Raw genomic sequence first — 23,649 nt, 5'->3', positions numbered from 1 at the left:
ATTGTCGCGCACCGCGCAAGTCTTTAGACAGCCGTACTATCCGGCTATGCCAGAGCTCACCCAGCAGCTCCCGAAGCAGCTCACGCCCGGCCGCCAACGGCTCGTCCTGGCGATCTGCTGCATGAGCCTGCTGATCGTGAGCCTGGACAACACCGCGCTGAACGTCGCGCTGCCCTCGATGCGGCGCGAGTTCGGCACCTCCGTCGCCGGCATGCAGTGGGTCATCGACGCCTACACCCTGGTCCTCGCCTCGCTCCTGATGCTCGCCGGCTCCACCGCCGACCGGATCGGCCGCCGCCGGGTCTTCTCCACCGGGCTCGTCGTCTTCGCCCTCGGCTCGCTGCTCTGCTCCCTCGCGCCGAGTCTGGAGACCCTGGTCGCCTTCCGGGCGGTGCAGGCCGTCGGCGGCTCCATGCTGAACCCGGTCGCCATGTCGATCATCACCAACGTCTTCACCGACCCGGCCGCCCGCGCCCGCGCCATCGGCGTCTGGGGCGGGGTCGTCGGCGTCTCCATGGCGGCGGGCCCGCTGGTCGGCGGCCTCCTGGTGGAGTCGGTCAGCTGGCGGGCGGTCTTCTGGGTGAACCTGCCGGTGGCCCTGGTCGCGCTGGTCCTGACCCTGCGGTACGTCCCCGAGTCCCGCGCGCCGCGCCCCCGCCGCGCCGACCCGGTGGGCCAGCTCCTGGTGGCGGCGCTGCTCGGCTCGCTCACGTACGCGATCATCGAGTACAGCCTGCCGTTCACCGTCGTGGCGGCGATCGCCCTCGTGGGGATCCTGGTCTACGAGCCGAGGCGCGCGGAGCCGCTGATCGACCTGCGGTTCTTCCGCAGCGCGCCGTTCAGCGGGGCGACGGTGATCGCGATCAGCGCGTTCGCCGCGCTCGGCGGCTTCCTCTTCCTCAACACCCTCTACCTCCAGGACGTCCGGGGTCTGTCCGCCCTGCACGCGGGGCTCTTCATGCTGCCGATGGCCGCGATGACCTTCGTCTTCGGGCCGCTCTCCGGCCGCCTGGTCGGCGCGCGCGGCCCGCGGCCCTCGCTGCTGGTCGCGGGGACGGCGATGGCGGCCGGGGCGCTGCTCTTCGCCGCCTTCGAGGCGGAGACCAGCACGCCGCTGCTGTTCACCGGGTACGTGGTGTTCGGCATCGGCTTCGGCCTGGTCAACGCCCCGATCACGAACACCGCCGTCTCCGGGATGCCCCGCGCCCAGGCGGGCGTGGCGGCCGCCGTGGCGTCGACCAGCCGGCAGATCGGCCAGACGCTGGGCGTCGCGGTGGCCGGCGCGGTGCTCTCGGCGGGCCTGGGCTCGGCCCCGTACGGGACGGGCTCGGCGCACCTCGACGGTTTCGTGGCGGCGAGCAGGCCGGCGTACTGGATCATCACCGGCTGCGGTCTGTGCGTGCTGGTCACCGGGGCGCTGACCAGCGGGCGGTGGGCGCGGCGCACGGCGGAGCGGACGGCCCGCAGGCTGGAGTCGGAGGAAGCGGATCAGGCGGCGGCGACCGCGCCCTCGGGCTGAGCGCCGCCCGCCTCCTGTCCCGCTGCCGCCGCCTCTTCGGCGAGGACCAGGGCCTGGAGGCGTTCGAGCCCCGCCCGGGAGTCCTCGTCGAGCGGGACGTACGTGGCGAGGCGGGGGCCGGCGGCCGGGCCGAGCCAGAGATTGGTGTGCTCCACGTGCAGCAGTCCCACGTGGGCGTTGCGGACGACCTTGGCGCGGCCGCCCGGGTCGACGACGTCGTGCCGGGCCCAGATCTCGCGGAACTCCGGGGAGGCGTCCTCCAGCCGCCGGAGCAGCGCCTTCCAGGCGGGTTCGGCGAGGTGCTCGGCCATGGCCGCGCGGAACTTGCCGGCCAGGGTGCGCAGCATGTCCGGCAGGTCGGTGACGGCGGCGCGGAAGTCCTCGTTGGTGAAGGCCAGCCAGAGGGTGTTGCGGTCCTCGCGCGGCAGCCTGTCCAGGTCGCAGTAGAGCCGCCCGAAGGTGCGGTTGTAGGCGAGGTACTCGTAACGGCTGTTCTGGACGCAGGCGGGGATCGGCTCCAGCTGTTCGAGCAGGGCGCGCAGGGTGGGCGTGACGGCCGGGCAGGCGGCCTCGGGGTGCGGGTCGGCCTGTCCGGCGAGGGCGAAGAGGTGGGCCCGCTCGCTCGGGTCGAGCTGGAGCGCGTCGGCGAGGGCGTCCAGGACCTGCGGGGAGACCTGGATGGGCCGGGCCTGCTCCAGCCACGTGTACCAGGTGACGCCGACCGCGGAGAGCTGGGCGACCTCCTCGCGGCGCAGCCCCGGGGTGCGGCGGCGCCGCCCGCGCGGCAGCCCGACCTGCTCGGGCGTGATGCGCTCGCGCCGGCTGCGCAGGAAGGCGGCGAGCTCGTGGCGCCGGATGTCGGTGTCGTTCCGCGGCCCGGTCTCGGTCCGCGTCGGGGCGTCGGTCCACGTCTCGGTCGCCATCAGGGTCATGCTCCCAGGGTGCATGGGCGCGCAGCCCGTTGCCAGGTAGTGCTTGTACCAGGATAAACACCCTCTGGTACCAGGCTGAGGATCGGCGGAACCTCGGATGCGTGACTACGACAACCGACCCGTCCACCCGCACCTCAGCGGTCCTCGCCCCGGCCCCGCCGGCCCTCAGCGCCCTCGGCCTGTTCACCGTGCTGCTCGGCGCCGCGCTCCCCCTCGTCGACTTCTTCATCGTCAACGTCGCCCTGCCCACCATCGACCACGACCTGGCCGCGGGACCGGCGCTCCTGGAGCTGGTCGTGGCCGGGTACGGCCTGGCGTACGCCGTGCTGCTCGTCCTCGGCGGCCGGCTCGGCGACCTCTTCGGCCGCCGCCGGCTCTTCCTCGCCGGCATGGCCGCCTTCGGCCTCACCTCCCTCGCCTGCGGCCTCGCCCCGGACGCCTGGACGCTGGTCGGCGCGCGGGTGGCGCAGGGTGCCGCGGCGGCGCTGATGCTGCCGCAGGTCCTCGCGACCATCCACTCCTCGACGTCGGGACCGCGCCGGGCGCGGGCCCTCAGCCTCTACGGGGCGACCGCCGGCCTCTCGATGACGGTCGGCCAGATCCTGGGCGGCGTGCTCGTGGCCGCCGACATCGCGGGCAGCGGCTGGCGCTCGGTGTTCCTGGTGAACGTGCCGGTGGCGGTGGTCGGGCTCGCGCTCGCCGCCCGCAGCGTCCCCGAGACCCGCTCCGACCGGCCCGCGCCCGTCGACGTGCCCGGCACGCTGCTGCTCGCCGTCGCCCTGCTCACCCTGCTCGCCCCGCTGACCGAGGGCCGGGCCGCGGGCTGGCCGGTGTGGACGTGGGTCGCGCTCGCCGTGTTCCCGTTCGCGGCCGGCGCCTTCTGGTGGGTGGAGCGGCGGGCGGACCGCCGGGGTGCCACCCCGCTGGTGCCGCCGAGCCTGTTCGACCTGGTGTCGCTGCGGCGCGGGGTCTCGCTGATCGTGCCGCTGTCGGGCGGTTTCAGCGGCTTCATGTTCGTGATGGCGGTGGCGCTCCAGCAGGCCCTGGGCCTGAGCGCGGTGGCCTCGGGCCTCGCGGTGGCGCCGATGGCGCTCGCCTTCTTCGGCGCCTCGCTCGCCGGCCCGCGGCTCGTCCGCCGCTGGGGCACCCGGATCGTCCCGGTCGGCGCCCTGCTCCAGGCCCTCGGTCTCGGCCTGATCGTCTGGGCGGCCGCGCGCTCCTGGCCGGACCTGTCGGTGGCGGACCTGGCGCCGGGCATGGCGGTCGCGGGCCTGGGCCAGGGGCTCCAGCTGCCGGTCCTCTTCCGGGTGGTGCTCTCGGAGATGCCGGCGGAGCGGGCGGGCGTGGGCAGTGGCGTGCTCGTGACGGCGCAGCAGTCGGCCATGGCGGTGGGCGTGGCGACGCTCGGCTCGCTGTTCCTGTCGCTCTCGGCGTCCGGCCCGACGGACACGGCGCTGACGGTGACGCTGCTGGTGCAGGCGGGTCTCGCGGTGGTGACGGGCGCCTTCGCAGTGCGCCTCCCGAAGACCCTCGACTGACAGATATTGAAATCTGTCATCGCACATGTCATGGTTGATGCATGACGACGCACACGAACACGAACGCGCATCCCTCCCGTCCCCTCGGCGCCACCGGCCCCCGCGTCTTCCCGCTCGGCCTCGGCTGCATGGGCATGTCCGCGCTGTACGGCGAGGCCGACCGCGCCGAGTCGATCGCGACGATCCACGCCGCCCTGGACGCGGGCGTCACGCTCCTCGACACCGGCGACTTCTACGGCATGGGCCACAACGAGCTGCTGATCAACGAGGCCCTGCGGACCGCTCCGGCCGCCGCCCGTGAGCGGGCGCTGACCAGCGTGAAGTTCGGCGCGCTGCGCACCGTCGAGGGCGGCTTCACCGGCGTCGACGGCCGCCCGGCCGCGGTGAAGAACTTCCTCGCGTACTCGCTGCAGCGGCTCGGCACCGACCACATCGACGTCTACCGGATCGCCCGCCTCGACCCGGAGGTCCCGATCGAGGAGACCGTCGGCGCCATCGCCGAGCTGGTCGAGGCCGGGCACGTCCGGCACATCGGACTCTCCGAGGTCGGCGCGGACACCCTGCGCCGGGCGGCGGCCGTCGCCCCGATCGCGGACCTCCAGATCGAGTACTCGCTGATCTCCCGCGGCATCGAGGAGAAGATCCTGCCGACCGCCCGCGAGCTGGGCGTCGGCATCACCGCGTACGGGGTGCTCTCCCGCGGTCTGATCAGCGGCCACTTCACCCGGGACCGCGAGCTCGCCGCCGGCGACTTCCGCGGCTTCAGCCCGCGCTTCCAGGGCGCGAACCTCGGCCACAACCTGGACCTGGTGGACCGGCTGCGCGGCATCGCCGAGGCCAAGGGCGTCTCGGTGGCGCAGCTCGCCATCGCCTGGGTGCTGGCGCAGGGCGCCGACATCGTCCCGCTCGTCGGCGCCCGCCGCCGCGACCGGCTCACCGAGGCCCTCGGCGCGCTGGACGTCACGCTCGACGCGGCCGACCTCACGGCGATCGAGGCGGCCGTCCCGGCGGGCGCGGCGGCCGGCGACCGCTACCCGGAGTCGCAGATGGCCCACCTGGACAGCGAGCGCTGACAGGTAATGTCATTCCATGGCCACCACGGAGACCCTGACCGCAGAGCGCATCCTCGAAGCCACCGAGGAGGTGCTGCGCCGCTACGGCCCTGCGAAGGCGACCGTCGTGGACGTGGCCCGGGCGCTCGGCGTCAGCCACGGCAGCGTCTACCGGCACTTCCGTACCAAGGCCGAGCTGCGCGAGGCAGTCACCGAGCAGTGGCTGGAGCGCACGATCATCTCGCTCGCGCCGTACGTCGAGGGCTCCGAGCCCGCCGACCGGCGGCTCACCGGCTGGCTGACCGCCCTCTTCCGCTTCAAGCGCAGCAAGGCGGGCGGCGACCCGGAGCTGATGGCCACCTTCCAGGTGCTGATCGGCGAGAACAGCGCGGTCGTCGACCGCCACGAGCAGCACCTGGTCGACCAGATCGCCCGGATCCTCGAGGACGGGCACCGCGAGGGCGTCTTCGCTGCCCCCGAACGGGACTTCGCGACGACGGCGCGGGCCGTCTTCCACGCCACGGACCGCTTCCACAACCCGGCGCACGCGGCGGAGTGGGCGGCCGAGGGCGTCGAGGCGGCGTTCGACGCGGTGGTGTCGCTGGTGCGGCGCGCGCTCAGGGCATAAGCCTCAGGTGCGGGAAAGCCCCCGGTTCCGAGAACGGAACCGGGGGCTTCGCCGTGTGCCAGGGGGCAGGTCAGCAGCCGATGAGGCGGCTGGCCAGGTAGCCCTGGATCTGGTCGAGGGAGACGCGCTCCTGCTTCATGGTGTCGCGCTCGCGCACGGTCACCGCGTTGTCCTCGAGGGTGTCGAAGTCGACGGTGACGCAGAACGGCGTGCCGATCTCGTCCTGGCGGCGGTAGCGGCGGCCGATGGCGCCGGCGTCGTCGAACTCGATGTTCCAGTTCTGCCGCAGGTCGGCCGCGAGGCCCTTGGCCTTCGGCGAGAGCTGCGGGTTGCGGGACAGCGGCAGGACAGCGACCTTGACCGGGGCCAGGCGGTGGTCGAGGCGCAGCACGGTGCGCTTCTCCATCACGCCCTTGGCGTTCGGGGCCTCGTCCTCGATGTACGCGTCGAGCAGGAAGGCGAGCATCGTGCGGCCGACACCGGCGGCGGGCTCGATGACGTACGGCGTCCAGCGCTCCTGGGCCTCCTGGTCGAAGTAGACCAGGTCGGTGCCGGAGGCCTTGGAGTGCGCGGAGAGGTCGTAGTCGGTGCGGTTGGCGACGCCCTCGAGCTCGCCCCACTCGCTGCCGCCGAACTGGAAGCGGTACTCGATGTCGGCGGTGCGCTTCGAGTAGTGGGAGAGCTTCTCGGCCGGGTGCTCGTACCAGCGCATGTTCTCCTCACGGAGACCCAGGCCGGTGTACCAGTTCCAGCGCTGCTGCATCCAGTACTCCTGCCACTGCTCGTCCTCGCCCGGCTTGACGAAGAACTCCATCTCCATCTGCTCGAACTCGCGGGTGCGGAAGATGAAGTTGCCCGGAGTGATCTCGTTCCGGAAGGACTTGCCCATCTGCGCGATGCCGAACGGCGGCTTCTTGCGGGAAGTCTGCAGCACCTGGCCGAAGTTGGTGAAGATGCCCTGGGCGGTCTCGGGACGCAGGTACGCGACGGAGCCGGAGTCCTGGGTCGGGCCGAGGTGCGTGGAGAGCAGGCCGGAGAACTGCTTGGGCTCGGTGAAGGTGCCCTTGTTGCCGCAGTTCGGGCAGTTCAGGTCGGTGAGGCCGTTCTCGGGGAGGCGGCCGTGCTTCTCCTCGTACGCCTCCTCCAGGTGGTCGGCGCGGTAGCGCTTGTGGCAGGAGGTGCACTCGGTCAGCGGGTCGGTGAAGGTGGCGACGTGACCGGACGCCTCCCACACCTCGGTGGCCAGGATGACGGACGAGTCGATGCCGACGACGTCCTCGCGCGAGGTGACCATGTAACGCCACCACTGGCGCTTGATGTTCTCCTTCAGCTCGACACCCAGCGGCCCGTAGTCCCAGGCGGCACGCTGACCGCCGTAGATCTCGCTGCACGGGTAGACGAAGCCACGGCGCTTGCTCAGGCTGACGATGGTGTCGATCTTGTCGGCGGCCACGGTGCTCTCTTCATTACGACGACGAAGTGCGAATGCCTCAGGTTACCGGCGCCCGCACCCCCTCTTTCAAATCGGTTCTCCCTCGCTCAGGGGGAAGCGGAGGGCGGGGGGTACGCGGCTGTCGAGGGCGGCGGTCAGATCGCTCCCCGACTTGTACCAGTCTGCCTGGATATCGAGGCAGGCGCCGTTCTCGCCGAAGAGCCGCCGCAGCCCGGAAGGAAAGATTCCGAGCCCCGCCACCCGGTGCCACCGCACGCCGTGCAGGCAGTGCCCGTTCCAGTGCGCGATGCCCTCGTCGTTCAGATACATCCGCTCGTGACGCCCGGCCGGCCCGAAGAGCCTCGGCCGGTACGCGTACGGCTCGTGCAGCACCTCGGCGGAGGCGTCGTGCTCTTCCGGCAGGAAGGGGCTGTCCGGGCCGGGGGCGCAGTGCGCGGGGAGGGTGAGCACGGCGGTCGAGCCGTACGCGGCGAGGGCGGCGCGGACGTCCTCGGCGCCCGCCGCGGCGAGGCGGGCCCGCACGGCCGGGACGTCGAGCACCTCAAGACCGGAGAGGTGGTCGAGGCCGGCGGCGAACAGCTGGGCGTGCCGGCCGTCGTCCGAGCCGAGCCGCTCCGACCGGACCCGCTCGGCGCGCCGCACCTCCTCCTCGGCGGGGCCCCGCCCGGCCAGCTCGCGCAGCACCGCGTCGAGCCCGTCGGCGACGGCCTGCGTACCGAGCTCGTCGGTGGGGGCGACCAGCCAGAAGAGCATGCGCCCGCCACCCACGTACGACGAGTGGAGCTCCACCTCCCCGGCCAGGTCCCCGGCGATCCGCGGATCGCGGGCGGCCCGGGCCCGGGCCACGTCCGCCGCGAGGTAGCCGAAGGGCGCGGCGGGGACCTCGAAGGAGAGCATCACGTCCTCGCCGTCCGCGGCGGGGGCCTCCAGCCGGCGCCCCGCGGTCCCGGGCAGCGGCGCGACCGCGGGGCGCTCGGGGCGCGGCCCGTCCGGCAGCTCCGGGTCGAGGGCCTTGGGCGGCGGACCGGTGAGCAGGAGCACCGCCCCGGCGCGGGTGAAGCGCTCGGCGGCCCAGGCGCGCACGGTCTCGGCGCCGATGTGTGCGACGGCCATGGCGCCCCAGCCGGCCCGGCCGGGGCCGCGCAGCCCGTAACGGAATCCGAGCTCCCGTTCCTGGAAGCGTTCCCAGCGCTCCTCGCGCAGCTGCCGCGCCTCGACGCGCCGCACGGCCGCGGCGAGCCCGGCGACCGGGGGCTCGGCGAGGGCCCGGCACAGCCGGTTGACGACCTCGGCGACCCCCTCGGGCTCGCCGGTGACCCAGAAGCGAGTGTGGTCGCCCTCGACAGCGGAGCCGACCTCGTCGGCCCCGGCGGCGGCCGAGGCGAGGGCGAGCTGTTCGGCGATCGCAGTCACACCGCGGCGCGGGAGCGGCTCGTGCTCGACGCCCGTACCGAGGAGGAGGTGGGCGGTGAAGGGCCCGGGGACGTCGTCCCAGTAGAGGGGGATGCCGTTGATCTCCGTGCGCCGCATGGCCGAACAGTAGTGCGGCAGCACACACATTCGGCAATTGACAACCGTTTCCATCTTTGTTGAAAATGAGTGTCATGAACGTACGCCGACTGATACCCACCACCGCCGTCGCCGGAGCCGTCGCGCTCGGCCTCGTCACCCTCTCCGCCTGCGGCGGAAGCTCGGACGCGGCCGACAAGAACGGGGACGGCAGGCTGGACGTGGTCGCGTCGTTCTACCCCATGCAGTACCTGGCCGAGCAGATAGGCGGCGGCCACGTCGCCGTCAACACGCTCACCAAGCCCGGCGTCGAACCCCACGACCTGGAGCTCAAGCCGCGACAGATCGGCGAGCTCGGCGAGGCCGACGTCATCCTCTACCTCAAGGGCATCCAGCCGGCCGTCGACGACGCGATCGCCCAGGCCGGCGTGAAGAACACGGTGGACGCCGCCGGCCTCACCAAGCTGGAAGAGCACGGCACCGAGGCCGGCGGCCACGAGCACGCCGAGGAGGCGGGCCACGAGTCCGAGGCCGGCGCCGACCCGCACATCTGGCTCGACCCCGTGAAGTACGCGGAGGTCGCCAAGGGCGTGGGCGCCGCCTTCGAGAAGGCCGACCCGGCGCACGCCGCCGACTACAAGAAGAACACCGACGCCCTGGTGAAGAAGCTCGGCGACCTGAACACCGAGTTCGCGAACGGCCTGAAGAACACCACCACCAAGACGTTCATCACCACCCACTCCGCCTTCGGCTACCTCGCCGAGCGCTACGGCCTGGAGCAGGAGGGCATCTCCGGCATGGACCCCGAGTCCGAGCCGAGCCCCGCCCACGTCAAGGAACTCCAGGACATCGCGAAGAAGGACAAGGTCACCACCGTCTTCTTCGAGACCCTGGCCAGCGACAAAACCGCGAAGACGCTCGCCGGCGACTCCGGCCTGAAGACCGACGTGCTCGACCCCCTCGAAGGCATCACGAACAAGTCCCGGGGCCACGACTACCTCGAGGTCATGCGGTCCAACCTCGCCGCGCTGAAGACCGCGCTCGGCGCCAAGTGACCGGACTCCAGGAAGCGCAGGAAGGGGTCATCATGAGCGACGACCAGCCCGTCATCTCCGTCCGCGGCGCCACCGCGGCCCTCGGCGCGCGCCCCGTCCTGCGCGGTGTCGACCTCACCGTCCGCCACGGCGAGGTCGTCGCGCTGCTCGGCGCCAACGGCTCCGGCAAGTCCACCGCCGTCCGTTCGATCATCGGCCAGGTGCCGCTGACCGGCGGCACCATCGAGCTGTTCGGCACCGAGCAGAAGCGGTTCCGCGACTGGGCCCGCGTCGGCTACGTACCGCAGCGCACCACCGCGGCCGCCGGCGTGCCCGCCACCGTCCGCGAGGTCGTCGCCTCCGGCCGCCTCGCCCGCCGCCGCTTCGGCCTGCCCACCAAGGCCGACAAGGCCGCCGTCCTGCGCGCCATCGAGCTGGTCGGCCTCGCCGACCGCGCCCAGGACTCCGTCTCCGCGCTCTCCGGCGGCCAGCACCAGCGAGTCCTGATCGCCCGCGCTCTCGCCTCCGAACCCGAACTGCTGATCATGGACGAGCCGATGGCCGGCGTGGACCTCGCCAGCCAGGAGATCCTCGCCGCCACCCTGCGCGAGCAGGTCGCCGCCGGCACCTCCGTCCTCCTCGTCCTGCACGAGCTGGGCCCGCTGGAGCCCCTCATCGACCGCGCGGTCGTGCTCCGCGACGGCTGCGTCGTCCACGACGGCCCGCCGCCGGAGGCCGTGGGCCAGCACGCCCTGCCCGGCCACGACCACGTCCACCCGCACGCGGCCGACGAGCCGCTCCGCACCGGCCTGCTGACCTGAGGCGCTGAACTGACCATGGACTTCCTCGAACCCGCCTTCATGCAGCGGGCGCTCCTCGCAGCCGTGCTCGTCGGCATCACCGCCCCCGCTGTCGGCATCTACCTCGTGCAGCGCCGCCAGGCCCTCATGGGCGACGGCATCGGCCACGTCGCCATGACCGGCGTCGGCCTCGGCTTCCTGATGAACACCAACCCGGTGTGGATGGCGACCCTCGTCGCCGTCGTCGGCGCCGTCACCATGGAGCTGATCCGGGCGTACGGCAAGACCCGCGGCGACCTCGCCCTCGCGCTGCTCTTCTACGGCGGCATGGCGGGCGGCGTCCTGCTGATCAACCTCTCGCCGACCGGCTCCAACGCCAACCTCAGCTCGTTCCTCTTCGGCTCCCTGTCGACGGTCTCCGCCGAGGACGTCACCACCATCAGCATCCTGGCCGGATTCGTGCTGCTCGTGACGGTCGGCCTGCGCCGCCAGCTCTTCGCCGTCAGCCAGGACGAGGAGTTCGCCCGGGTGACCGGCCTGCCGGTGCGGTTCCTCAACCTGCTCATCGCGATCACCGCCGCCGTGACCGTCACGGTCGCCATGCGCGTCGTCGGCCTGCTCCTGGTCAGCGCGCTCATGGTGATCCCGGTCGCCGCCGCCCAGCAGCTCTCCCGGTCCTTCAAGGCCACCTTCGCCCTGGCCGTGCTGATCGGCACCGGCGTCACCCTTTCGGGCACGATCACCTCGTACTACCAGGACGTCCCGCCCGGCGCGACCATCGTCCTGCTCGCGATCGGCGTGTTCATCGCCCTGGCGCTGCTCGCCGCCCCGCTCGCCCGGCGCCGGGCGAAGGCGGCCGAACAGGCCACCGCGGACTGCGACGCCCGCTCCGTTCCGGCCACCCGCCGCCCCGCGGACGACGTGAAGGTCTGATCACGAGGAAGCGACGGAAGGGGAGGCTGGCAGAATGGCGGGGGCAGACAAGGATTAGGAGGCCCCCGTGCCAACGGCTGGACCCCCCGTACGAGGCCGCTCGACCAAGCAGCGGGCCGCCGTGTCGGCGGCGCTGAACGAGGTGGACGAGTTCCGCAGCGCCCAGGAGCTGCACGACATGCTCAAGCACCGCGGCGACTCCGTCGGTCTCACCACGGTCTACCGCACGCTCCAGTCCCTGGCCGAGGCCGGCGAGGTCGACGCGCTGCGCACCAGCGACGGCGAGACCGTCTACCGCCGCTGCTCGACCGGCGACCACCACCACCACCTGGTCTGCCGCGTCTGCGGCAAGGCCGTGGAGGTCGAGGGCCCGGCGGTGGAGCAGTGGGCGGAGACGATCGCGTCCGAGCACGGCTTCGTGAACGTGGCGCACACGGTGGAGATCTTCGGGACGTGCGCGGAGTGCGCGGCGAAGTGACGAAGTGACGTGACAGACGAGAGGGCCCGTACCGAACGAATTCGGTACGGGCCCTCGCGTGTGCCCGACGCGTCAGATACGGGCGGTGCGCGCGTCCAGGAAGGCGCGCAGCCGGTCGACGTCACCAGGACCGGTGAGGGCGCGCTTGGGCAGGGTGGCGAAGCCGACCCCGGGCTTGTCGGCGGTGAGCAGGACGAACTGCGTGGGCGTCTCGACGTACCGGGTCAGCATCTGCCAGCGGTTGACCACCTCGGTGTCGCGCGTGGTGTAGCGGACCCCCTCGTCGTCCACGCGGGCCCGGAACTCGCCCTGCCGCTCCAGAATCGGCCACATCTGCCGGGCGGTGAGCCTGGGCACCAGCGTGGGCATGAGGGCGGCGGTCAGCCCGAGCCAGACCATGAGCACGATGCCGCCGGCGTCGGGCTCGGGCCGGGTCACCTTCAGGACGATCACCAGGGCCGCCAGGACCGCCGTGAGGGGCATCAGCCACCGCAGCCGGCGTCCGGACGGCCGCGTCCGCATCCGCACCCGTATCGCGTCGAGGACGTCCGCACGCGTCGGCGTGTACACCAGCTCCATCGTCACGACCCCCCTGTCCCCGCTCACGCCTTGTCGAGCACGGCGAGATCCGCCGGGTCCACCCCGCCGAAGCGCCGGTCGCGCTGGGCGTACTCGACGCAGGCCCGCCACAGGTCGCGGCGGTCGAAGTCGGGCCACAGCACGTCCTGGAAGACCATCTCGGCGTACGCGCTCTGCCAGATCAGGTAGTTGGACGTGCGCTGCTCGCCGCTGGGCCGCAGGAAGAGGTCGACGTCCGGCATGTCCGGGTAGTAGAGGTACTTCTGGATGGTCTTCTCGGTGATCTTCGCCGGGTCGAGCCGGCCCGCCTTCACGTCCTCCGCGAGCGCCTGCGCCGCGTCCGTGAGCTCCGCGCGGCCGCCGTAGTTCATGCAGAAGTACAGCGTCAGCTTGGTGTTGTCCTTGGTCTGCTCCTGGGCGACCTGGAGCTCCTTGGCCACGGACTTCCACAGCTTGGGCATGCGGCCGACCCAGCGCACCCGGATGCCCAGCTCGTCGAGCTGGTCGCGGGTCTTGCGGATGAAGTCGCGGTTGAAGTTCATCAGGAAGCGCACCTCCTCGGGCGAGCGCTTCCAGTTCTCCGTGGAGAAGGCGTACAGCGAGATCGCGCCCACGCCCATCTCGAGCGCGCCCTGGAGCACGTCGAGCACCTGCTCGGCGCCGACCTTGTGCCCCTCGGTGCGCGGCAGCCCGCGCTCCTTGGCCCAGCGGCCGTTGCCGTCCATGACGATCGCGACGTGCTCGGGCACGAGCTCCGGCTGGAGCTTCGGCGGGCGGGCACCGGAGGGGTGCGGCTCGGGGGTCCTGTACTCCCGTCGCTGGCGCCCGAGGAGTCGTGCGATGGCCATGGCGTGGTGTCTCCTAGCTCTTCTCTACGTACCGCAGCGAGCGCAGTCCGCGTTCCAGGTGCCAGTGCAGATAGGCGGACACGAGTCCGCTGCCCTCCCTGACGTGACGCGGCTCGCACGCGTCCGCCGTCTCCCAGTCGCCGGTCAGCAGCGCGCTGAGCAGCCCTACGGCCTCCGCTGAGGGTACGACGCTTCCGGGCACCCGGCAGTCCGCGCAGATGACTCCGCCCGCGGCGACCGAAAAGAAGCGGTTGGGGCCGTGAAGTCCGCATTTCGCACAGTCTTCGAAGCTGGGCGCGTAGCCGTTGACGGCGAGCGAACGCAGTAGGAAGGCGTCGAGGATGAGGTGGGGGGCGTGCTCCCCGCGCGCGAGGGTGCGCAGTCCCCCGACGAGCAGCAGGTACTGCTGCACGGCCGGTTCGCCCTCGTGGTCGGTGAACCGTTCCGCCGTCTCCAGCATCGCGGTGCCGGCGGTGTACCGGGCGTAGTCGGTGACGATGCCGCTGCCGTACGCGGCGATGGTCTCGCTCTGGGTGCAGAGCGGCAGCCCGCGTCCGACCAGCTCACTCCCGCGAGCGAAGAACTGCACGTCCACGTGCGAGAACGGTTCGAGCCGCGCCCCGAACTTCGACTTGGTCCGCCGGACCCCGCGCGCGACGGCGCGTACGCGGCCGTGACCGCGCGTGAGGATGGTGATGATGCGGTCCGCTTCACCCAGCTTCTGGGTGCGCAGCACGATGCCGTCGTCGCGGAACAGACTCATGGAGCCATTCTCGCGTATGCGCCGGGCGGCAATTTGCCATGTACGCGCCAGCAAATCTAGAGTCGCGCCCATTCATGATCGTTCACGCTCGTTCCAGCCCGGGGGTCCCGAACTCATGCGTACGAAGCAGCTGAAGCCACTGTTCGTCATCGCCTCCTCCCTGCTCGCCCTGACCGCCCTCACCGCCTGCGGAGGCGGCAACGGCACGGGCGGCAGCGGCGGCACCGGCTCGGCCGGCGTGGACAAGGCCCTGGGCAACACGGCGGGCGGCGGCACCGGCGAAGGGGACGGTGCCGGCGGCGACGGCGACGGAACCGCCGGGACGGGCGTCGCCGGGCTGCCGAAGGCCGGCACGATGGCGGGGGCGGTGCAGCTGGTCAGCACCTTCACGCCGTGCGACGACCTGTCCACCGACCCGAACGACGACGACTTCTTCGGCGGCGACGAGGCCTACGACGCGACGTGGTCCGTCACCGAGCGCGGCGCCTGCGACCACGGCCTCCGCATCTTCATGTTCAAGGACCTGAAGACGTTCGAGACGAAGTACAAGGCCGAGATGGACGAGGACCGCAAGGAGAGCCCGAACCAGGGCCACCGGGGCAAGTTCCTGGTCGGCCAGGACTTCGCCGTCCTGCCCGACCGGAAGTCGGCGGTCCGCTACCTCCTCTCCCCCGGCGGCCCGATGATGCTCAACTGCTTCCCCGGCTTCAACCCGCCGAGCGGCTACCGCAAGGACCCGACGCCGGTGGACGGCTGCTTCCTGACGAACTACTTCGAGGACTGACCGTTCAGTAGCCGCCCGCGTGGACCAGGTGGCCGTAGAAGCGGCCACTGACGGGCGAGTGGTTCGGGTCGCCCGTGAAGCCGTACGAGGCGGGCTGCGCGGCCGCGTCACCGCGGAGCTTCGCGCGGACCTGGGCCGGGGTCAGGCCCGCGCAGGACGGGCCGGCGAGGCAGAGGGCGGCCGTGCCGGCGACGTGCGGGGAGGCCATCGAGGTGCCGGAGAGGACCGTCGTGCCGCCGCCCAGGCGCGTGGAGGTGATGCACACGCCCGGCCCCGCGATGGTGTGCGCCGCGTCCGCCGCGCTGACCGCGAAGCCGGAGAAGTCCGCCGCGGTGTCGTCCACGTCGGAGTAGCAGGTCGCGGCGGCCCCGCCGCCCGGCCTGCCGTTGAAGTCGGCCATCGCGGTCGCCGTCAGCACCTCGTCGTACGCGGCCGGGACGAAGCCGGCCAGGTCGCTCGTGCTGTTGCCCGCCGCCGCCACCATGGTCACGCCCGCCTGCCTGACCACCCGGCAGATCGCCTGGTGCTGCGGGTCGCCGTCGGTGAGCCCGCAGTCGCCGTCGTCCGTGCCGGATCCGCCCAGGCTCATGTTCGCGACCTTGATGCCCAGCCGGGCCGCGTTGTCCGCCACCCAGTCGAGGCCGCACACGATGTTCGACGTGTAGCCGCGGCCGGCCGAGTTCAGCACCTTCACCGAGTACAGCCGCGCGCCCGGCGCGATCCCGACCACGTCGGACCCGTTGTCCCGCGCCCCGATCGTGCCGGCCACGTGCGTGCCGTGGCCGTTGTTGTCCCGGTACGACGCGCCGGGCACCGGCGACACGCAGTTCGTGCCGCCCGCCACGTCGAGGTCCGGGTGCCGGGTGTCGATCCCGGTGTCGATGACCGCCACCCCGACGTCGACGGCCCCGCTCCCGTCCCCGGCGCGCGCACCGCTCACATCGGCCTGCACCCGGTCCACCCCGGTCGGCAGCGACTGCGCGGTCGCCCGTACGGGCAGATCCGGCGCCACCGCCTTCACGTACGGAGAGGCCCGCAGCGCCGCCACCTCGCCCTCCGGGATGACCGCCGCGTACCCGACGACCGCGTGCGAGTACCGGAAGCCCGCCTTCAGCCCATGGGCCCTGACGTGCTCCGCCACGATCGTGTCGACCCGCCCGCGGGCCGTCTCGTCCAGCACGACCACGTACCGCCCCAACGGCTCGGCCGCCGCCCCCTGCGCCCCCGTCAGCCCACCCGCCAGCAGCGCCACGGCCGCCGCCGCGGCCGCCGCCGACGACGCCGCGACACGCCTTCGTCCCGCCATGCCACACCTCGTTTCCGTGAGTGATCCACTTCGCGTGGACCACGTAACCGGTGCGCTGGCGGGCCTGCAGCGCGGGCACGGCGGTTGGCCTAACCCGTACCGACACCCGTACGGCTCACGACCTCACGGCACCTCACCCCGGCTCCGCGCGTTCGCGTGCGCCGTCGCCGCGCTCAGCCGCTCGGCCGCGGTGGCGACCCGTACGCCGTCCGGCTCGCAGTCCCACTCGCGCCCGCCGCCGATGGGCCGGAGCTGGAGACAGGGCCCCACGTGCCCCATGACGGTGCCGACCCTTCCGGTGCGGAGGTCGACCACGTACGCCCCGATAGGCGGTCTCATCCTCGTCCCCCTTCGTTACGCATGCGCGAGCGCCGCGGCGAGGAGCCGCGCCGTCGCCGCGGTGCAGCGCCCGAGTTCCACCAGCGGCCGAGGCGGAACGGCGGCGAGAGTGACGGCGTCGAGCCCGAGCGAGGGCAGGGTGATTCCGGCCCTGCCGAGCGCCTCGCGCAATTCCCGCACCGCCTCACGCGCCTCTTCCGTCGACCGCATGCTGTCTTCTTTCACAACGCGTTCCTTTCCGAATCCAATTCCCGGTTACGCCGACCAGAGTGAAGGGGAATCCGTAGAATCGACAGACGCTCGGGGGAGACAACTGCGGTGTGGAGCAGGTGAGTTAATCCATGGCCAAGGGCAAACAGCAGGCGACGTGGGAGTTCTTCGGGGAGCTGCTGAGAGAGCGCAGGGAAGCGGCGAGGATCTCGCGGGACGACCTGGGTGCACGGGTGTTCGTCTCGGGGACGTACATCGGCCTGTTCGAGCAGGGGGTGCGGAAGCCGCAGTTGGATGTGGCGAAGAGAATCGACGAGGTGCTACAAACCGGCGGTATTTTCGAACGGACTTGTCTGAAGCTCATCAACGCCTCGCCGTACGCCTCTTATTTCCACGAGGTGGCGGAACTTGAGGCGGTGGCGACGAAGATCTGCGAGTTCGCGCCGACGGTGGTGCCGGGGCTGTTGCAGACGCCGGAGTATGCGCGAGTGTTGACGATCGCCTCGAACCCCTTCGCGTCGGAGGAGTACGTCGAGGAGAAGGTGTGCTCGCGGGTTGAACGGCAGGCGATCCTCAAGGACGCTACAAGGCCCGAGTACTGGGTGGTCCTGCATGAGAACGTTCTGCTGACACCCGTGGGCGGCCCGCAGGTCATGGCCAGGCAGCTGGACCACATCGCGGCGCTGATCCGGGAACGTCGGGTACTGGTCGCAGTCCTGCCGATCGCAGTTGGAGCGCACGCGTTCATGACCGGAACGCTCAAGCTCATGGACTTCAAGGATCAGCCGCCAACGGCCTATACGGAAACTGAGTTTTCGGGGACGCTCCTCGACGATCCGGCAGTGGTGAAGCAGGCACAGCGCGCCTACGATCTGCTCAGGGTCGCCACGCTGTCGCCGGAGGCGTCCCTCGCACGGATCGAGTCGGCGGCGGAGGAACTCAGACGATGCGCGAGTACGACCTGAACAACGCCCACTGGTTCAAGAGCTCCTACAGCAACGCGTCTGGCGGCGACTGCGTCGAGGTGTCGTACGACTTCGCAGGCGCCACCTGGCGCAAGAGCTCGTACAGCAATGGGCAGGGCGGCGACTGCGTCGAGGTCCTCGACGGTGTCCCCGGTGTCGTCCCCGTCCGTGACAGCAAGAACCCCACCGGCCCCGCGCTCGTCGTCCCGGCCGCCGCCTGGGCGGCGTTCGTCGCCGCGGTGAAGGCGTGATCGTTCGCGGCAGTGGCGGCGCCGTACTCCGTCACGAGGACGGCGTGCTCTTGCTGCGGCGCGGGGACGAGGAGACGCGGATCCCGCTGGAGGCCGTCCGGCGCGTGTCGCCGGGCGGCCGGGCGGTCACTGTGACGCTGCGGGTGCCGGAGGGCGCCGAGCCTGTCGTGCACGTGGTCCAGGGCGTGCACGACACGCCGGCGTACGCCTTCGCCTCGGCGGTGGGCGCGGCGCTCGCCCGACTTCCGGAGCCGGGCCCGTCCTTCGACGGGGCGCGGCTCGTGACGACCAGTTCGCGGAACGCCCGCGCCGGCGCCGACTCAGACGCGGACGACGGGCCGAAGCGTCTGCTTCTGGGGCTGATATCCCTCGGCCCCGGCCTCGCGGCGCTCGTCGTCATGAGCGTGCTGCTCGTCATGCACGGCGAGGCGATCATGCTCGCCCTCTCGGTGCCGCTGGGTGTCGTCGCCGTCGTCCTCAACTTCGTGAGCGCGGCCGCGACGGAACGGGGTTACGCGATGTGGCGGCTCCCCCGTCGCGGCGTCACGGTGACGGCGGAGCGCACCAGCCCGTCCGGCGCGACGGGGACGTACGCGTACACGGACCAGCACGGCGCGACCCACACGTACCGACGGAAGGGGTACGCGAGCCGGATCGAGGTCAGCTACGACCCTGCCGCCCCCACTTCGAAGGTCGGCGTCTACCCCGTCGTCGTGCGACTGCTGGTCGGACTGGCGGCCCTGGCCCTGTGGAGCGCGACCACCGGGCTCATCGTCCTGATGATCCGCATGGGCATCGACGGCGTCTGACGACGAGGGGCACGCCCACGAGATGCCCAAGTGCGCCGGCGTACGCCCCTGCGTCAGCACGTGCGCCCCGCACACCACCCCGCCGAGCGTGACTCCCATGGCATTCGGCCTCGAACGGTCGCAGCATGGAAGGAGGAGAACCGGTTCCTCCCACACCCGTGCCGCACATCGTCGTGGGAGCGACCATGTACATGCTGCTGATCAAGGGATCTTTCCATCTCTCCGGCCATACGGCCCCCGACGGGGACACCATCCCCTTCATCCCCGACTACGTGGGCGAGTGGAAGCTCGTACGGGGCTGCAAGAAGCTCCAGCCCGCGCGGGACGGCCACGTCGACGTCCGGCTCGAAGGCATCGACGCGCTGGAGACGCACTATTCGGGCAGCTACGGGGAGGAGAAGCGCCAGCCGGCCAAGCTCGGCGACGCCGCCACGGACGCCCTGCTGACCTGGCTCGGCTTCGGCGACATCCGTCGTTCGCCCGACCCCAAGTACCCCCACGACGACATCTCCGCGACCCCCGACACGGTCCCGGGGTACATCCTCACGCGCGGCACCGACACCTACGGCCGCTGCGTGTCGTTCGTCGGCAAGGGCACCGAGCCGCCGGGGGCGAGCGGCTACGAGCTGGACGTGGGGGTGAAGCGCCTCAAGGAGACGGCCAACTACTACCTGGTCGCCGAGGGGTTGGCGTACCCGACGTTCTACGCGGGCCTGGACCCCGAGCTCCGGCACGAACTGGCCGCCGCGAAGGAGCTGGCGAAGGCCGGGACCGGCAAGGGCCTTTGGAACATGGCGGCCGACGCGATGGGCGACGTGACCCTCACCGGGGCGAAGATCACCGGAATGAACTCGATCACCGACGACGTGGTGATCCTTCCGAAGCTGTTCCGGCGCCTGAAGGAGTACCTGTCGCTCGGCAACACCACGCTGGACGCCTTCCGTACGTATCTGGCCGGAGGGACGGAGGACAAGTTCCTCGACCTGACGCAGGTGAATCCGAAGGAGCAGACCGGACTGCACAACCTCGTCGAGATCACCGACACGAACACGGTGCGGATGACGCTCCCTTCGGAGCAGATCCTCTTCACGCCGAAGTGAGCCGTTGCGCCGCCGGCCCCTACTTGATCAGCGCGTTGGCGCCCGCGATCGCCATGCCGATCGCCGCGTCCGCGACGCCCACCAGGGTCGCGGAGCGGCGGCGGTAGCCCGCCTTGAGGGCGGCGAGGGTGCCCCACGCGCCGAGCAGCAGGGTGTTGAGCGTGAGGCCGGCCGCCGTGACCGGGGGTTCGGGCCAGTCGGCGGCGCCGGCGAGGAGGAGCAGCAGGACGGTGGGGACGACGGCGGTGACGAGGGGCCATTCCTGGCCGAGCGCGACGAACAGGCGCCGCCAGCGGACGGACTCGCTGCCGGGATGGTGGCTCGCCATGTGGTGGGCGTATCCGTGCACGAGGCCCGAGGCCAGGGCCGTGACCATGATCCAGAGCGCGTCGTACAGCGGTGTGTACGTCTCGCCCTCGCTGTGCAGGCCCGCGAGCAGGGCGCTCGCCAGCACCGTTCCGTAAACGCCGCCAAACATCCAATTTCGCATGATTCCCCACCCTAACGGGCGCCTCTTAGCGGGGACGTGGACGCGTTCACGGGCGGTACGCTCACCGGCGACGGAGTCCAGGGTTCCCTTTGGGATCTCATAAGTCCGCCTTATGAGGCCATAGACCGGGGGCGGGTACTCTCCCGCGACACGCGTTATTTAGGGTGACCTAAGCGGCGGCTCCCCTCGCCGCCACGTCGCTTGCGAAGGGAAACCCGTCATGCCCCGCCCCCTCCGGGTCGCGATCGTCGGCGCCGGCCCCGCCGGGATCTACGCCGCTGATGCGCTGCTGAAGTCCGAGGCCGCCGCCGAACCGGGTGTGTCCATCGACCTCTTCGAGCGGATGCCCGCGCCCTTCGGCCTCATCCGCTACGGCGTCGCGCCCGACCACCCGCGCATCAAGGGCATCATCACCGCCCTCCACCAGGTCCTCGACAAGCCGCAGGTCCGCCTCTTCGGCAACGTCGACTACGGCACCGACGTCCACCTCGACGACCTGCGCGCCTTCTACGACGCCGTGATCTTCTCCACCGGCGCCATGGCCGACCGCGAGCTGCGCATCCCGGGCGTCGAGCTCGACGGCTCCCTCGGCGCCGCCGACTTCGCCTCCTGGTACGACGGCCACCCCGACGTCCCGCGCACCTGGGATCTGTCGGCCGAGAAGGTCGCCGTGCTCGGCGTCGGCAACGTCGCGCTCGACATCGCCCGCATCCTCGCGAAGACGGCGGACGAGCTGCTGCCGACCGAGATCCCGGCGAACGTCTACGAGGGCCTCAAGGCCAACAAGGCCGTCGAGATCCACGTCTTCGGGCGGCGCGGCCCGGCCCAGGCGAAGTTCAGCCCCATGGAGCTGCGCGAGCTGGACCACTCGCCGAACATCGAGGTCATCGTCAACCCCGAGGACATCGACTACGACGAGGGCTCGATCGCCGAGCGCCGCAAGAACAAGCAGACCGACATGGTCGCCAAGACCCTGGAGAACTGGGCGATCCGCGACGTCGGCGACCGCCCGCACAAGCTCTTCCTGCACTTCTTCGAGTCGCCCGTCGAGATCCTCGGCGAGGACGGCAAGGTCGTCGGCCTGCGCACCGAGCGCACGGAGCTGGACGGCACCGGCAACGTCAAGGGCACCGGCCGGACGACCGACTGGGACGTCCAGGCCGTCTACCGCGCCGTCGGCTACCTCTCCGACGAGCTGCCGAAGCTCCCCTGGGACGCCGTCAGCGGCACCGTCCCCGACGAGGGCGGCCGGGTCCTCGAGGAGACCGGCGAGCACATGTCCTCCACCTACGTCACCGGCTGGATCCGCCGCGGCCCCGTCGGCCTCATCGGCCACACCAAGGGCGACGCGAACGAGACCGTGGCGAACCTCCTCGACGACCACGCCAACGGCCGCCTCCTCACCCCCGAGACCCCGGACGAGGCCGCGATCGTGGCCTTCCTGGAGGACAAGGGCGTCACGTACACGACGTGGGAGGGCTGGTACAAGCTCGACGCGGCGGAAAAGGCCCTCGGCGAGCCCCAGGGCCGCGAGCGCGTGAAGATCGTGGAGCGCGAGGACATGCTGCGAGCGAGCGGCGTCGAACTCGCCTGATCCGCACGACGAGGAACGCGACGCGCCGGGCCCGGGGGCATTCCCCCGGGCCCGGCGTTGCGTATGGGCCGGGGCATCCCCGGGCCCGGCGCCGTGTACGGCGGCCTGGCGGCGCGTACGGGCTGGTGCCGCGTACAGGCACGGCTCCGGCGACGAGGCGCCGCGCACCGTCTGGCCCCGCGGCCTCCCCGGGCCCCGTTCCGTTCCCGGTCCTACGCTGAAAGCGTGACTGTCGTCGCGCGGGCCACGAACGCGGCGGCCGGCGAGGACTGGGCCGGGCTGTACGGGCTCCTGCACGCCGCCGACCGGCATCCTGTCGCGCCCCTCGGCGCGGCCGGGCTCGACGCCCTCGCCGACTCCGCCTGGTGGTCCGGCCACGTCGACGAGTCGGTCGCGGCCCGGCTGCGCGCCCATGCCGCGTACGTCGCGGCGCACGACCCGCGTGGTGCCGGGCGCGCCGCGTGGGAGCTGTCCGCGGAGTACCGCCGGCTCGGACGCCCCGCCGCGGCCGCGGGCTGGCTGCACCGGGCCCGACACCACCTGGAGGACCGGCCCGACTGCCCCGAGCAGTGCCTCCTCGCCTGGTCCGACATCGCGGACGCCGAGGAACACCACGCCCCGGCCACGGCCCTCGCCGCCGCCCGCCGCATGACCCGCCTCGCCGCCCGCTCCGGCAGCCCCGATCTCCTCGCCCTCGGCCACCAGGCGGAGTCCTCGGTCCTCCTCGCCCGGGGCCCGGCCCACCGCGCTGAGGCGCTCGCCCTCCTCGACGAGGCGATGCGCCCGGTGACGGCAGGCGAACTGAGCGACCTCTTCACGGGCCGGCTGTACGACCTGGCCCTCGGCGAGAGCATGCGCGCGGCCGAGCTCGCGCGGACGGTGGAGTGGACGGACGCGGCCTTGGCGTGGTGCGCGGCGCCACGGTCGCAACGGCCCGAGGCGGGTGGCGAGCCCGCCGTCATGGCCGGTGACCGCCCTGCCGCCGCGCCGCGGTCGCAACGGCCGGAGCCCGGCAGCGGGCCCGCCGTCATGGCCGGCCCCCCGCCCCTCACCGGCAACCCCTTCCGCGCTCTCTTCCGCCTCCATCACGTCGAGGTGCTCGACCTGCTCGGTGACTGGACGCGGGCCGAGGAGGAGGCCCGGCTCGTGTACCACGAGGTGTTGTCGGACTCGCTCGACACGGCGGCGGCCGCCGCGTACGCGGTCGGGGAGATCCAGCGCCGGCAGGGACGGCTCGACGAGGCGGCACGGTCGTACGCGCACGCGCATGAACTGGGACGGGTGCCGCAGCCGGGGCTTGCGCTGCTCCGGCTGGCGCAGGGCCGGGCGGACACGGCGTCGGCGGGGTTGCGGCTGGCCCTGGACTGCCAGAGCGACCCGGCGCACGACGTGCTCGGCCGGGCCCGGCTGCTCGCCGCGCTCGTCGAGACGCACCTCGCGCTCGGCGACACGGACGCGGCGGAGGGTGCGGTGACCGGGCTCGAGGCGCTGGACCCGGCCGGGGAGGTGCCGCTGCTCGCGGCGATGGCGGCGGGGGCGCGCGGAGCGGTGACGCGCGCGCCCGGGCAGCTGCGGCGCGCACTCGCGCTGTGGCTGGAGCTGCGGGTGCCGTACGAGGCGGCGCGGGTACGGATGCGGCTCGCGGCGGCCGACCCGGCCGCGACCGCCGAACTGACTGCCGCCCGCGCGGCCTTCACCCGCCTGGGCGCCGTACCGGCCTGATCGCTCCCCTTCC

The 23,649-nt window shown here is 72.0% G+C and carries 25 protein-coding genes; 15 read left to right on the top strand and 10 right to left on the bottom strand.

Annotated features, from left to right (window positions below):
* The first annotated feature begins 46 nt into the window (after nt 1–46).
* Nucleotides 47–1,519, top strand: a complete 1,473-nt coding sequence (locus tag ACIRSU_RS17870; RefSeq protein WP_403793102.1) for an MFS transporter — start codon at nt 47–49, stop codon at nt 1,517–1,519.
* Here ACIRSU_RS17870 and ACIRSU_RS17865 read toward each other — a convergent pair.
* Nucleotides 1,489–2,451, bottom strand: coding sequence for a helix-turn-helix transcriptional regulator (locus ACIRSU_RS17865; RefSeq protein ID WP_403793100.1), 963 nt, complete (start codon nt 2,449–2,451; stop codon nt 1,489–1,491). The genes ACIRSU_RS17870 and ACIRSU_RS17865 overlap by 31 nt on opposite strands.
* Before the next feature lie 101 nt (nt 2,452–2,552).
* On the opposite strand from ACIRSU_RS17865, the gene ACIRSU_RS17860 reads away from it, so the two are divergent.
* From ACIRSU_RS17860 to ACIRSU_RS17850, 3 genes are read left to right on the top strand one after another with little or no spacing between them, the layout of a single operon-like run.
* The gene (locus ACIRSU_RS17860) at nt 2,553–3,989 is read left to right on the top strand and encodes an MFS transporter (RefSeq protein WP_403793098.1); all 1,437 of its coding nucleotides are present in this window, start codon (nt 2,553–2,555) and stop codon (nt 3,987–3,989) included.
* Nucleotides 3,990–4,030: 41 nt separating this feature from the next.
* Nucleotides 4,031–5,062: an aldo/keto reductase gene (locus ACIRSU_RS17855; protein ID WP_403793096.1), complete on the top strand. Its 1,032-nt coding sequence runs from the start codon at nt 4,031–4,033 to the stop codon at nt 5,060–5,062.
* Between the two features lie 16 nt (nt 5,063–5,078).
* Entirely contained in the window at nt 5,079–5,669 is a 591-nt protein-coding gene (locus ACIRSU_RS17850) for a TetR family transcriptional regulator (protein ID WP_403793094.1), read from the top strand.
* Between the two features lie 70 nt (nt 5,670–5,739).
* Here ACIRSU_RS17850 and ACIRSU_RS17845 read toward each other — a convergent pair whose 3' ends face one another.
* Both ACIRSU_RS17845 and ACIRSU_RS17840 read right to left on the bottom strand, forming a co-directional pair.
* Nucleotides 5,740–7,122 carry a glycine--tRNA ligase gene (locus ACIRSU_RS17845; protein WP_403793092.1) on the bottom strand — a complete coding sequence of 461 codons (1,383 nt, stop codon included), beginning with the start codon at nt 7,120–7,122 and terminating at the stop codon, nt 5,740–5,742.
* Between the two features lie 66 nt (nt 7,123–7,188).
* Nucleotides 7,189–8,652, bottom strand: coding sequence for a hypothetical protein (locus ACIRSU_RS17840; protein ID WP_403793091.1), 1,464 nt, complete (start codon nt 8,650–8,652; stop codon nt 7,189–7,191).
* Between the two features lie 74 nt (nt 8,653–8,726).
* On the opposite strand from ACIRSU_RS17840, the gene ACIRSU_RS17835 reads away from it, so the two are divergent.
* The 4 genes from ACIRSU_RS17835 to ACIRSU_RS17820 all read left to right on the top strand — a co-directional run bounded on the left by ACIRSU_RS17835 (nt 8,727) and on the right by ACIRSU_RS17820 (nt 11,876).
* Nucleotides 8,727–9,686, top strand: coding sequence for a metal ABC transporter substrate-binding protein (locus tag ACIRSU_RS17835; protein ID WP_403793089.1), 960 nt, complete (start codon nt 8,727–8,729; stop codon nt 9,684–9,686).
* Nucleotides 9,687–9,718: 32 nt separating this feature from the next.
* Nucleotides 9,719–10,486 (top strand): metal ABC transporter ATP-binding protein, encoded by a 768-nt coding sequence (locus tag ACIRSU_RS17830; protein WP_403793087.1) that lies wholly within the window; start codon nt 9,719–9,721, stop codon nt 10,484–10,486.
* Between the two features lie 15 nt (nt 10,487–10,501).
* Nucleotides 10,502–11,398 carry a metal ABC transporter permease gene (locus tag ACIRSU_RS17825; RefSeq protein WP_403793085.1) on the top strand — a complete coding sequence of 299 codons (897 nt, stop codon included), beginning with the start codon at nt 10,502–10,504 and terminating at the stop codon, nt 11,396–11,398.
* 67 nt (nt 11,399–11,465) lie between these two features.
* Nucleotides 11,466–11,876 (top strand): Fur family transcriptional regulator, encoded by a 411-nt coding sequence (locus ACIRSU_RS17820; RefSeq protein ID WP_403793083.1) that lies wholly within the window; start codon nt 11,466–11,468, stop codon nt 11,874–11,876.
* A gap of 72 nt (nt 11,877–11,948) precedes the next feature.
* Here ACIRSU_RS17820 and ACIRSU_RS17815 read toward each other — a convergent pair whose 3' ends face one another.
* From ACIRSU_RS17815 to recO, 3 genes are read right to left on the bottom strand one after another with little or no spacing between them, the layout of a single operon-like run.
* Entirely contained in the window at nt 11,949–12,455 is a 507-nt protein-coding gene (locus tag ACIRSU_RS17815) for a YcxB family protein (protein WP_403793624.1), read from the bottom strand.
* A 23-nt stretch (nt 12,456–12,478) separates the two neighbouring features.
* Nucleotides 12,479–13,303, bottom strand: coding sequence for an isoprenyl transferase (locus ACIRSU_RS17810; protein ID WP_403793081.1), 825 nt, complete (start codon nt 13,301–13,303; stop codon nt 12,479–12,481).
* Between the two features lie 13 nt (nt 13,304–13,316).
* The gene (gene recO, locus ACIRSU_RS17805; RefSeq protein WP_403793079.1) at nt 13,317–14,066 is read right to left on the bottom strand and encodes a DNA repair protein RecO; all 750 of its coding nucleotides are present in this window, start codon (nt 14,064–14,066) and stop codon (nt 13,317–13,319) included.
* A gap of 115 nt (nt 14,067–14,181) precedes the next feature.
* Between recO and ACIRSU_RS17800 the strand changes: the two genes are divergently transcribed.
* Entirely contained in the window at nt 14,182–14,850 is a 669-nt protein-coding gene (locus tag ACIRSU_RS17800; RefSeq protein ID WP_403793077.1) for a hypothetical protein, read from the top strand.
* Nucleotides 14,851–14,854: 4 nt separating this feature from the next.
* Here ACIRSU_RS17800 and ACIRSU_RS17795 read toward each other — a convergent pair whose 3' ends face one another.
* The 3 genes from ACIRSU_RS17795 to ACIRSU_RS17785 form a co-directional block, all read right to left on the bottom strand.
* A complete protein-coding gene (locus ACIRSU_RS17795; RefSeq protein WP_403793075.1) occupies nt 14,855–16,156 on the bottom strand; it encodes a S8 family serine peptidase in 1,302 nt (433 codons plus the stop codon).
* 123 nt (nt 16,157–16,279) lie between these two features.
* Complete coding sequence (locus tag ACIRSU_RS17790; RefSeq protein WP_403793073.1) at nt 16,280–16,495, bottom strand: hypothetical protein; 216 nt, start codon at nt 16,493–16,495, stop codon at nt 16,280–16,282.
* A gap of 15 nt (nt 16,496–16,510) precedes the next feature.
* Complete coding sequence (locus tag ACIRSU_RS17785) at nt 16,511–16,705, bottom strand: hypothetical protein (protein ID WP_403793071.1); 195 nt, start codon at nt 16,703–16,705, stop codon at nt 16,511–16,513.
* A gap of 131 nt (nt 16,706–16,836) precedes the next feature.
* On the opposite strand from ACIRSU_RS17785, the gene ACIRSU_RS17780 reads away from it, so the two are divergent.
* The 4 genes from ACIRSU_RS17780 (at nt 16,837) to ACIRSU_RS17765 (ending at nt 19,830) form a co-directional block, all read left to right on the top strand.
* On the top strand, nt 16,837–17,670 hold the full coding sequence (locus ACIRSU_RS17780; RefSeq protein WP_403793069.1) for a Scr1 family TA system antitoxin-like transcriptional regulator: 834 nt from the start codon (nt 16,837–16,839) through the stop codon (nt 17,668–17,670).
* Complete coding sequence (locus ACIRSU_RS17775; protein ID WP_403793068.1) at nt 17,652–17,921, top strand: DUF397 domain-containing protein; 270 nt, start codon at nt 17,652–17,654, stop codon at nt 17,919–17,921. Before ACIRSU_RS17780 ends, ACIRSU_RS17775 begins: the two co-directional genes overlap by 19 nt.
* The gene (locus tag ACIRSU_RS17770) at nt 17,918–18,730 is read left to right on the top strand and encodes a hypothetical protein (RefSeq protein WP_403793066.1); all 813 of its coding nucleotides are present in this window, start codon (nt 17,918–17,920) and stop codon (nt 18,728–18,730) included. Before ACIRSU_RS17775 ends, ACIRSU_RS17770 begins: the two co-directional genes overlap by 4 nt.
* Before the next feature lie 185 nt (nt 18,731–18,915).
* Nucleotides 18,916–19,830 (top strand): nuclease, encoded by a 915-nt coding sequence (locus ACIRSU_RS17765; protein WP_403793065.1) that lies wholly within the window; start codon nt 18,916–18,918, stop codon nt 19,828–19,830.
* 19 nt (nt 19,831–19,849) lie between these two features.
* Here ACIRSU_RS17765 and ACIRSU_RS17760 read toward each other — a convergent pair whose 3' ends face one another.
* Nucleotides 19,850–20,308 carry a hypothetical protein gene (locus ACIRSU_RS17760; protein WP_403793063.1) on the bottom strand — a complete coding sequence of 153 codons (459 nt, stop codon included), beginning with the start codon at nt 20,306–20,308 and terminating at the stop codon, nt 19,850–19,852.
* Between the two features lie 232 nt (nt 20,309–20,540).
* Between ACIRSU_RS17760 and ACIRSU_RS17755 the strand changes: the two genes are divergently transcribed.
* Nucleotides 20,541–21,914 (top strand): FAD-dependent oxidoreductase, encoded by a 1,374-nt coding sequence (locus ACIRSU_RS17755; RefSeq protein ID WP_403793061.1) that lies wholly within the window; start codon nt 20,541–20,543, stop codon nt 21,912–21,914.
* Between the two features lie 225 nt (nt 21,915–22,139).
* Nucleotides 22,140–23,636, top strand: a complete 1,497-nt coding sequence (locus ACIRSU_RS17750; RefSeq protein WP_403793059.1) for a LuxR family transcriptional regulator — start codon at nt 22,140–22,142, stop codon at nt 23,634–23,636.
* Nucleotides 23,637–23,649: the final 13 nt, after the last annotated feature.

Source organism: Streptomyces sp. NPDC101160, assembly GCF_044768205.1.
In the GTDB taxonomy this organism is placed as follows: Bacteria; Actinomycetota; Actinomycetes; order Streptomycetales; family Streptomycetaceae; genus Streptomyces.
This window is presented reverse-complemented; position numbering and strand designations above follow the sequence as displayed.

What these genes read in the sequence shown, in the direction of transcription:
- ACIRSU_RS17815 (WP_403793624.1), bottom strand. Translation starts at nt 12,455, where the DNA reads ATGGAGCTGGTGTACACGCCGACGCGTGCGGACGTCCTCGACGCGATA.
- ACIRSU_RS17810 (WP_403793081.1), bottom strand. Translation starts at nt 13,303, where the DNA reads ATGGCCATCGCACGACTCCTCGGGCGCCAGCGACGGGAGTACAGGACC.
- recO (WP_403793079.1), bottom strand. Translation starts at nt 14,066, where the DNA reads ATGAGTCTGTTCCGCGACGACGGCATCGTGCTGCGCACCCAGAAGCTG.
- ACIRSU_RS17795 (WP_403793075.1), bottom strand. Translation starts at nt 16,156, where the DNA reads ATGGCGGGACGAAGGCGTGTCGCGGCGTCGTCGGCGGCGGCCGCGGCG.
- ACIRSU_RS17755 (WP_403793061.1), top strand. Translation starts at nt 20,541, where the DNA reads ATGCCCCGCCCCCTCCGGGTCGCGATCGTCGGCGCCGGCCCCGCCGGG.
- ACIRSU_RS17785 (WP_403793071.1), bottom strand. Translation starts at nt 16,705, where the DNA reads ATGCGGTCGACGGAAGAGGCGCGTGAGGCGGTGCGGGAATTGCGCGAG.
- ACIRSU_RS17855 (WP_403793096.1), top strand. Translation starts at nt 4,031, where the DNA reads ATGACGACGCACACGAACACGAACGCGCATCCCTCCCGTCCCCTCGGC.
- ACIRSU_RS17775 (WP_403793068.1), top strand. Translation starts at nt 17,652, where the DNA reads ATGCGCGAGTACGACCTGAACAACGCCCACTGGTTCAAGAGCTCCTAC.
- ACIRSU_RS17765 (WP_403793065.1), top strand. Translation starts at nt 18,916, where the DNA reads ATGTACATGCTGCTGATCAAGGGATCTTTCCATCTCTCCGGCCATACG.
- ACIRSU_RS17870 (WP_403793102.1), top strand. Translation starts at nt 47, where the DNA reads ATGCCAGAGCTCACCCAGCAGCTCCCGAAGCAGCTCACGCCCGGCCGC.
- ACIRSU_RS17840 (WP_403793091.1), bottom strand. Translation starts at nt 8,652, where the DNA reads ATGCGGCGCACGGAGATCAACGGCATCCCCCTCTACTGGGACGACGTC.
- ACIRSU_RS17835 (WP_403793089.1), top strand. Translation starts at nt 8,727, where the DNA reads ATGAACGTACGCCGACTGATACCCACCACCGCCGTCGCCGGAGCCGTC.
- ACIRSU_RS17780 (WP_403793069.1), top strand. Translation starts at nt 16,837, where the DNA reads ATGGCCAAGGGCAAACAGCAGGCGACGTGGGAGTTCTTCGGGGAGCTG.
- ACIRSU_RS17830 (WP_403793087.1), top strand. Translation starts at nt 9,719, where the DNA reads ATGAGCGACGACCAGCCCGTCATCTCCGTCCGCGGCGCCACCGCGGCC.
- ACIRSU_RS17800 (WP_403793077.1), top strand. Translation starts at nt 14,182, where the DNA reads ATGCGTACGAAGCAGCTGAAGCCACTGTTCGTCATCGCCTCCTCCCTG.
- ACIRSU_RS17790 (WP_403793073.1), bottom strand. Translation starts at nt 16,495, where the DNA reads ATGAGACCGCCTATCGGGGCGTACGTGGTCGACCTCCGCACCGGAAGG.
- ACIRSU_RS17865 (WP_403793100.1), bottom strand. Translation starts at nt 2,451, where the DNA reads ATGACCCTGATGGCGACCGAGACGTGGACCGACGCCCCGACGCGGACC.
- ACIRSU_RS17760 (WP_403793063.1), bottom strand. Translation starts at nt 20,308, where the DNA reads ATGTTTGGCGGCGTTTACGGAACGGTGCTGGCGAGCGCCCTGCTCGCG.
- ACIRSU_RS17825 (WP_403793085.1), top strand. Translation starts at nt 10,502, where the DNA reads ATGGACTTCCTCGAACCCGCCTTCATGCAGCGGGCGCTCCTCGCAGCC.
- ACIRSU_RS17850 (WP_403793094.1), top strand. Translation starts at nt 5,079, where the DNA reads ATGGCCACCACGGAGACCCTGACCGCAGAGCGCATCCTCGAAGCCACC.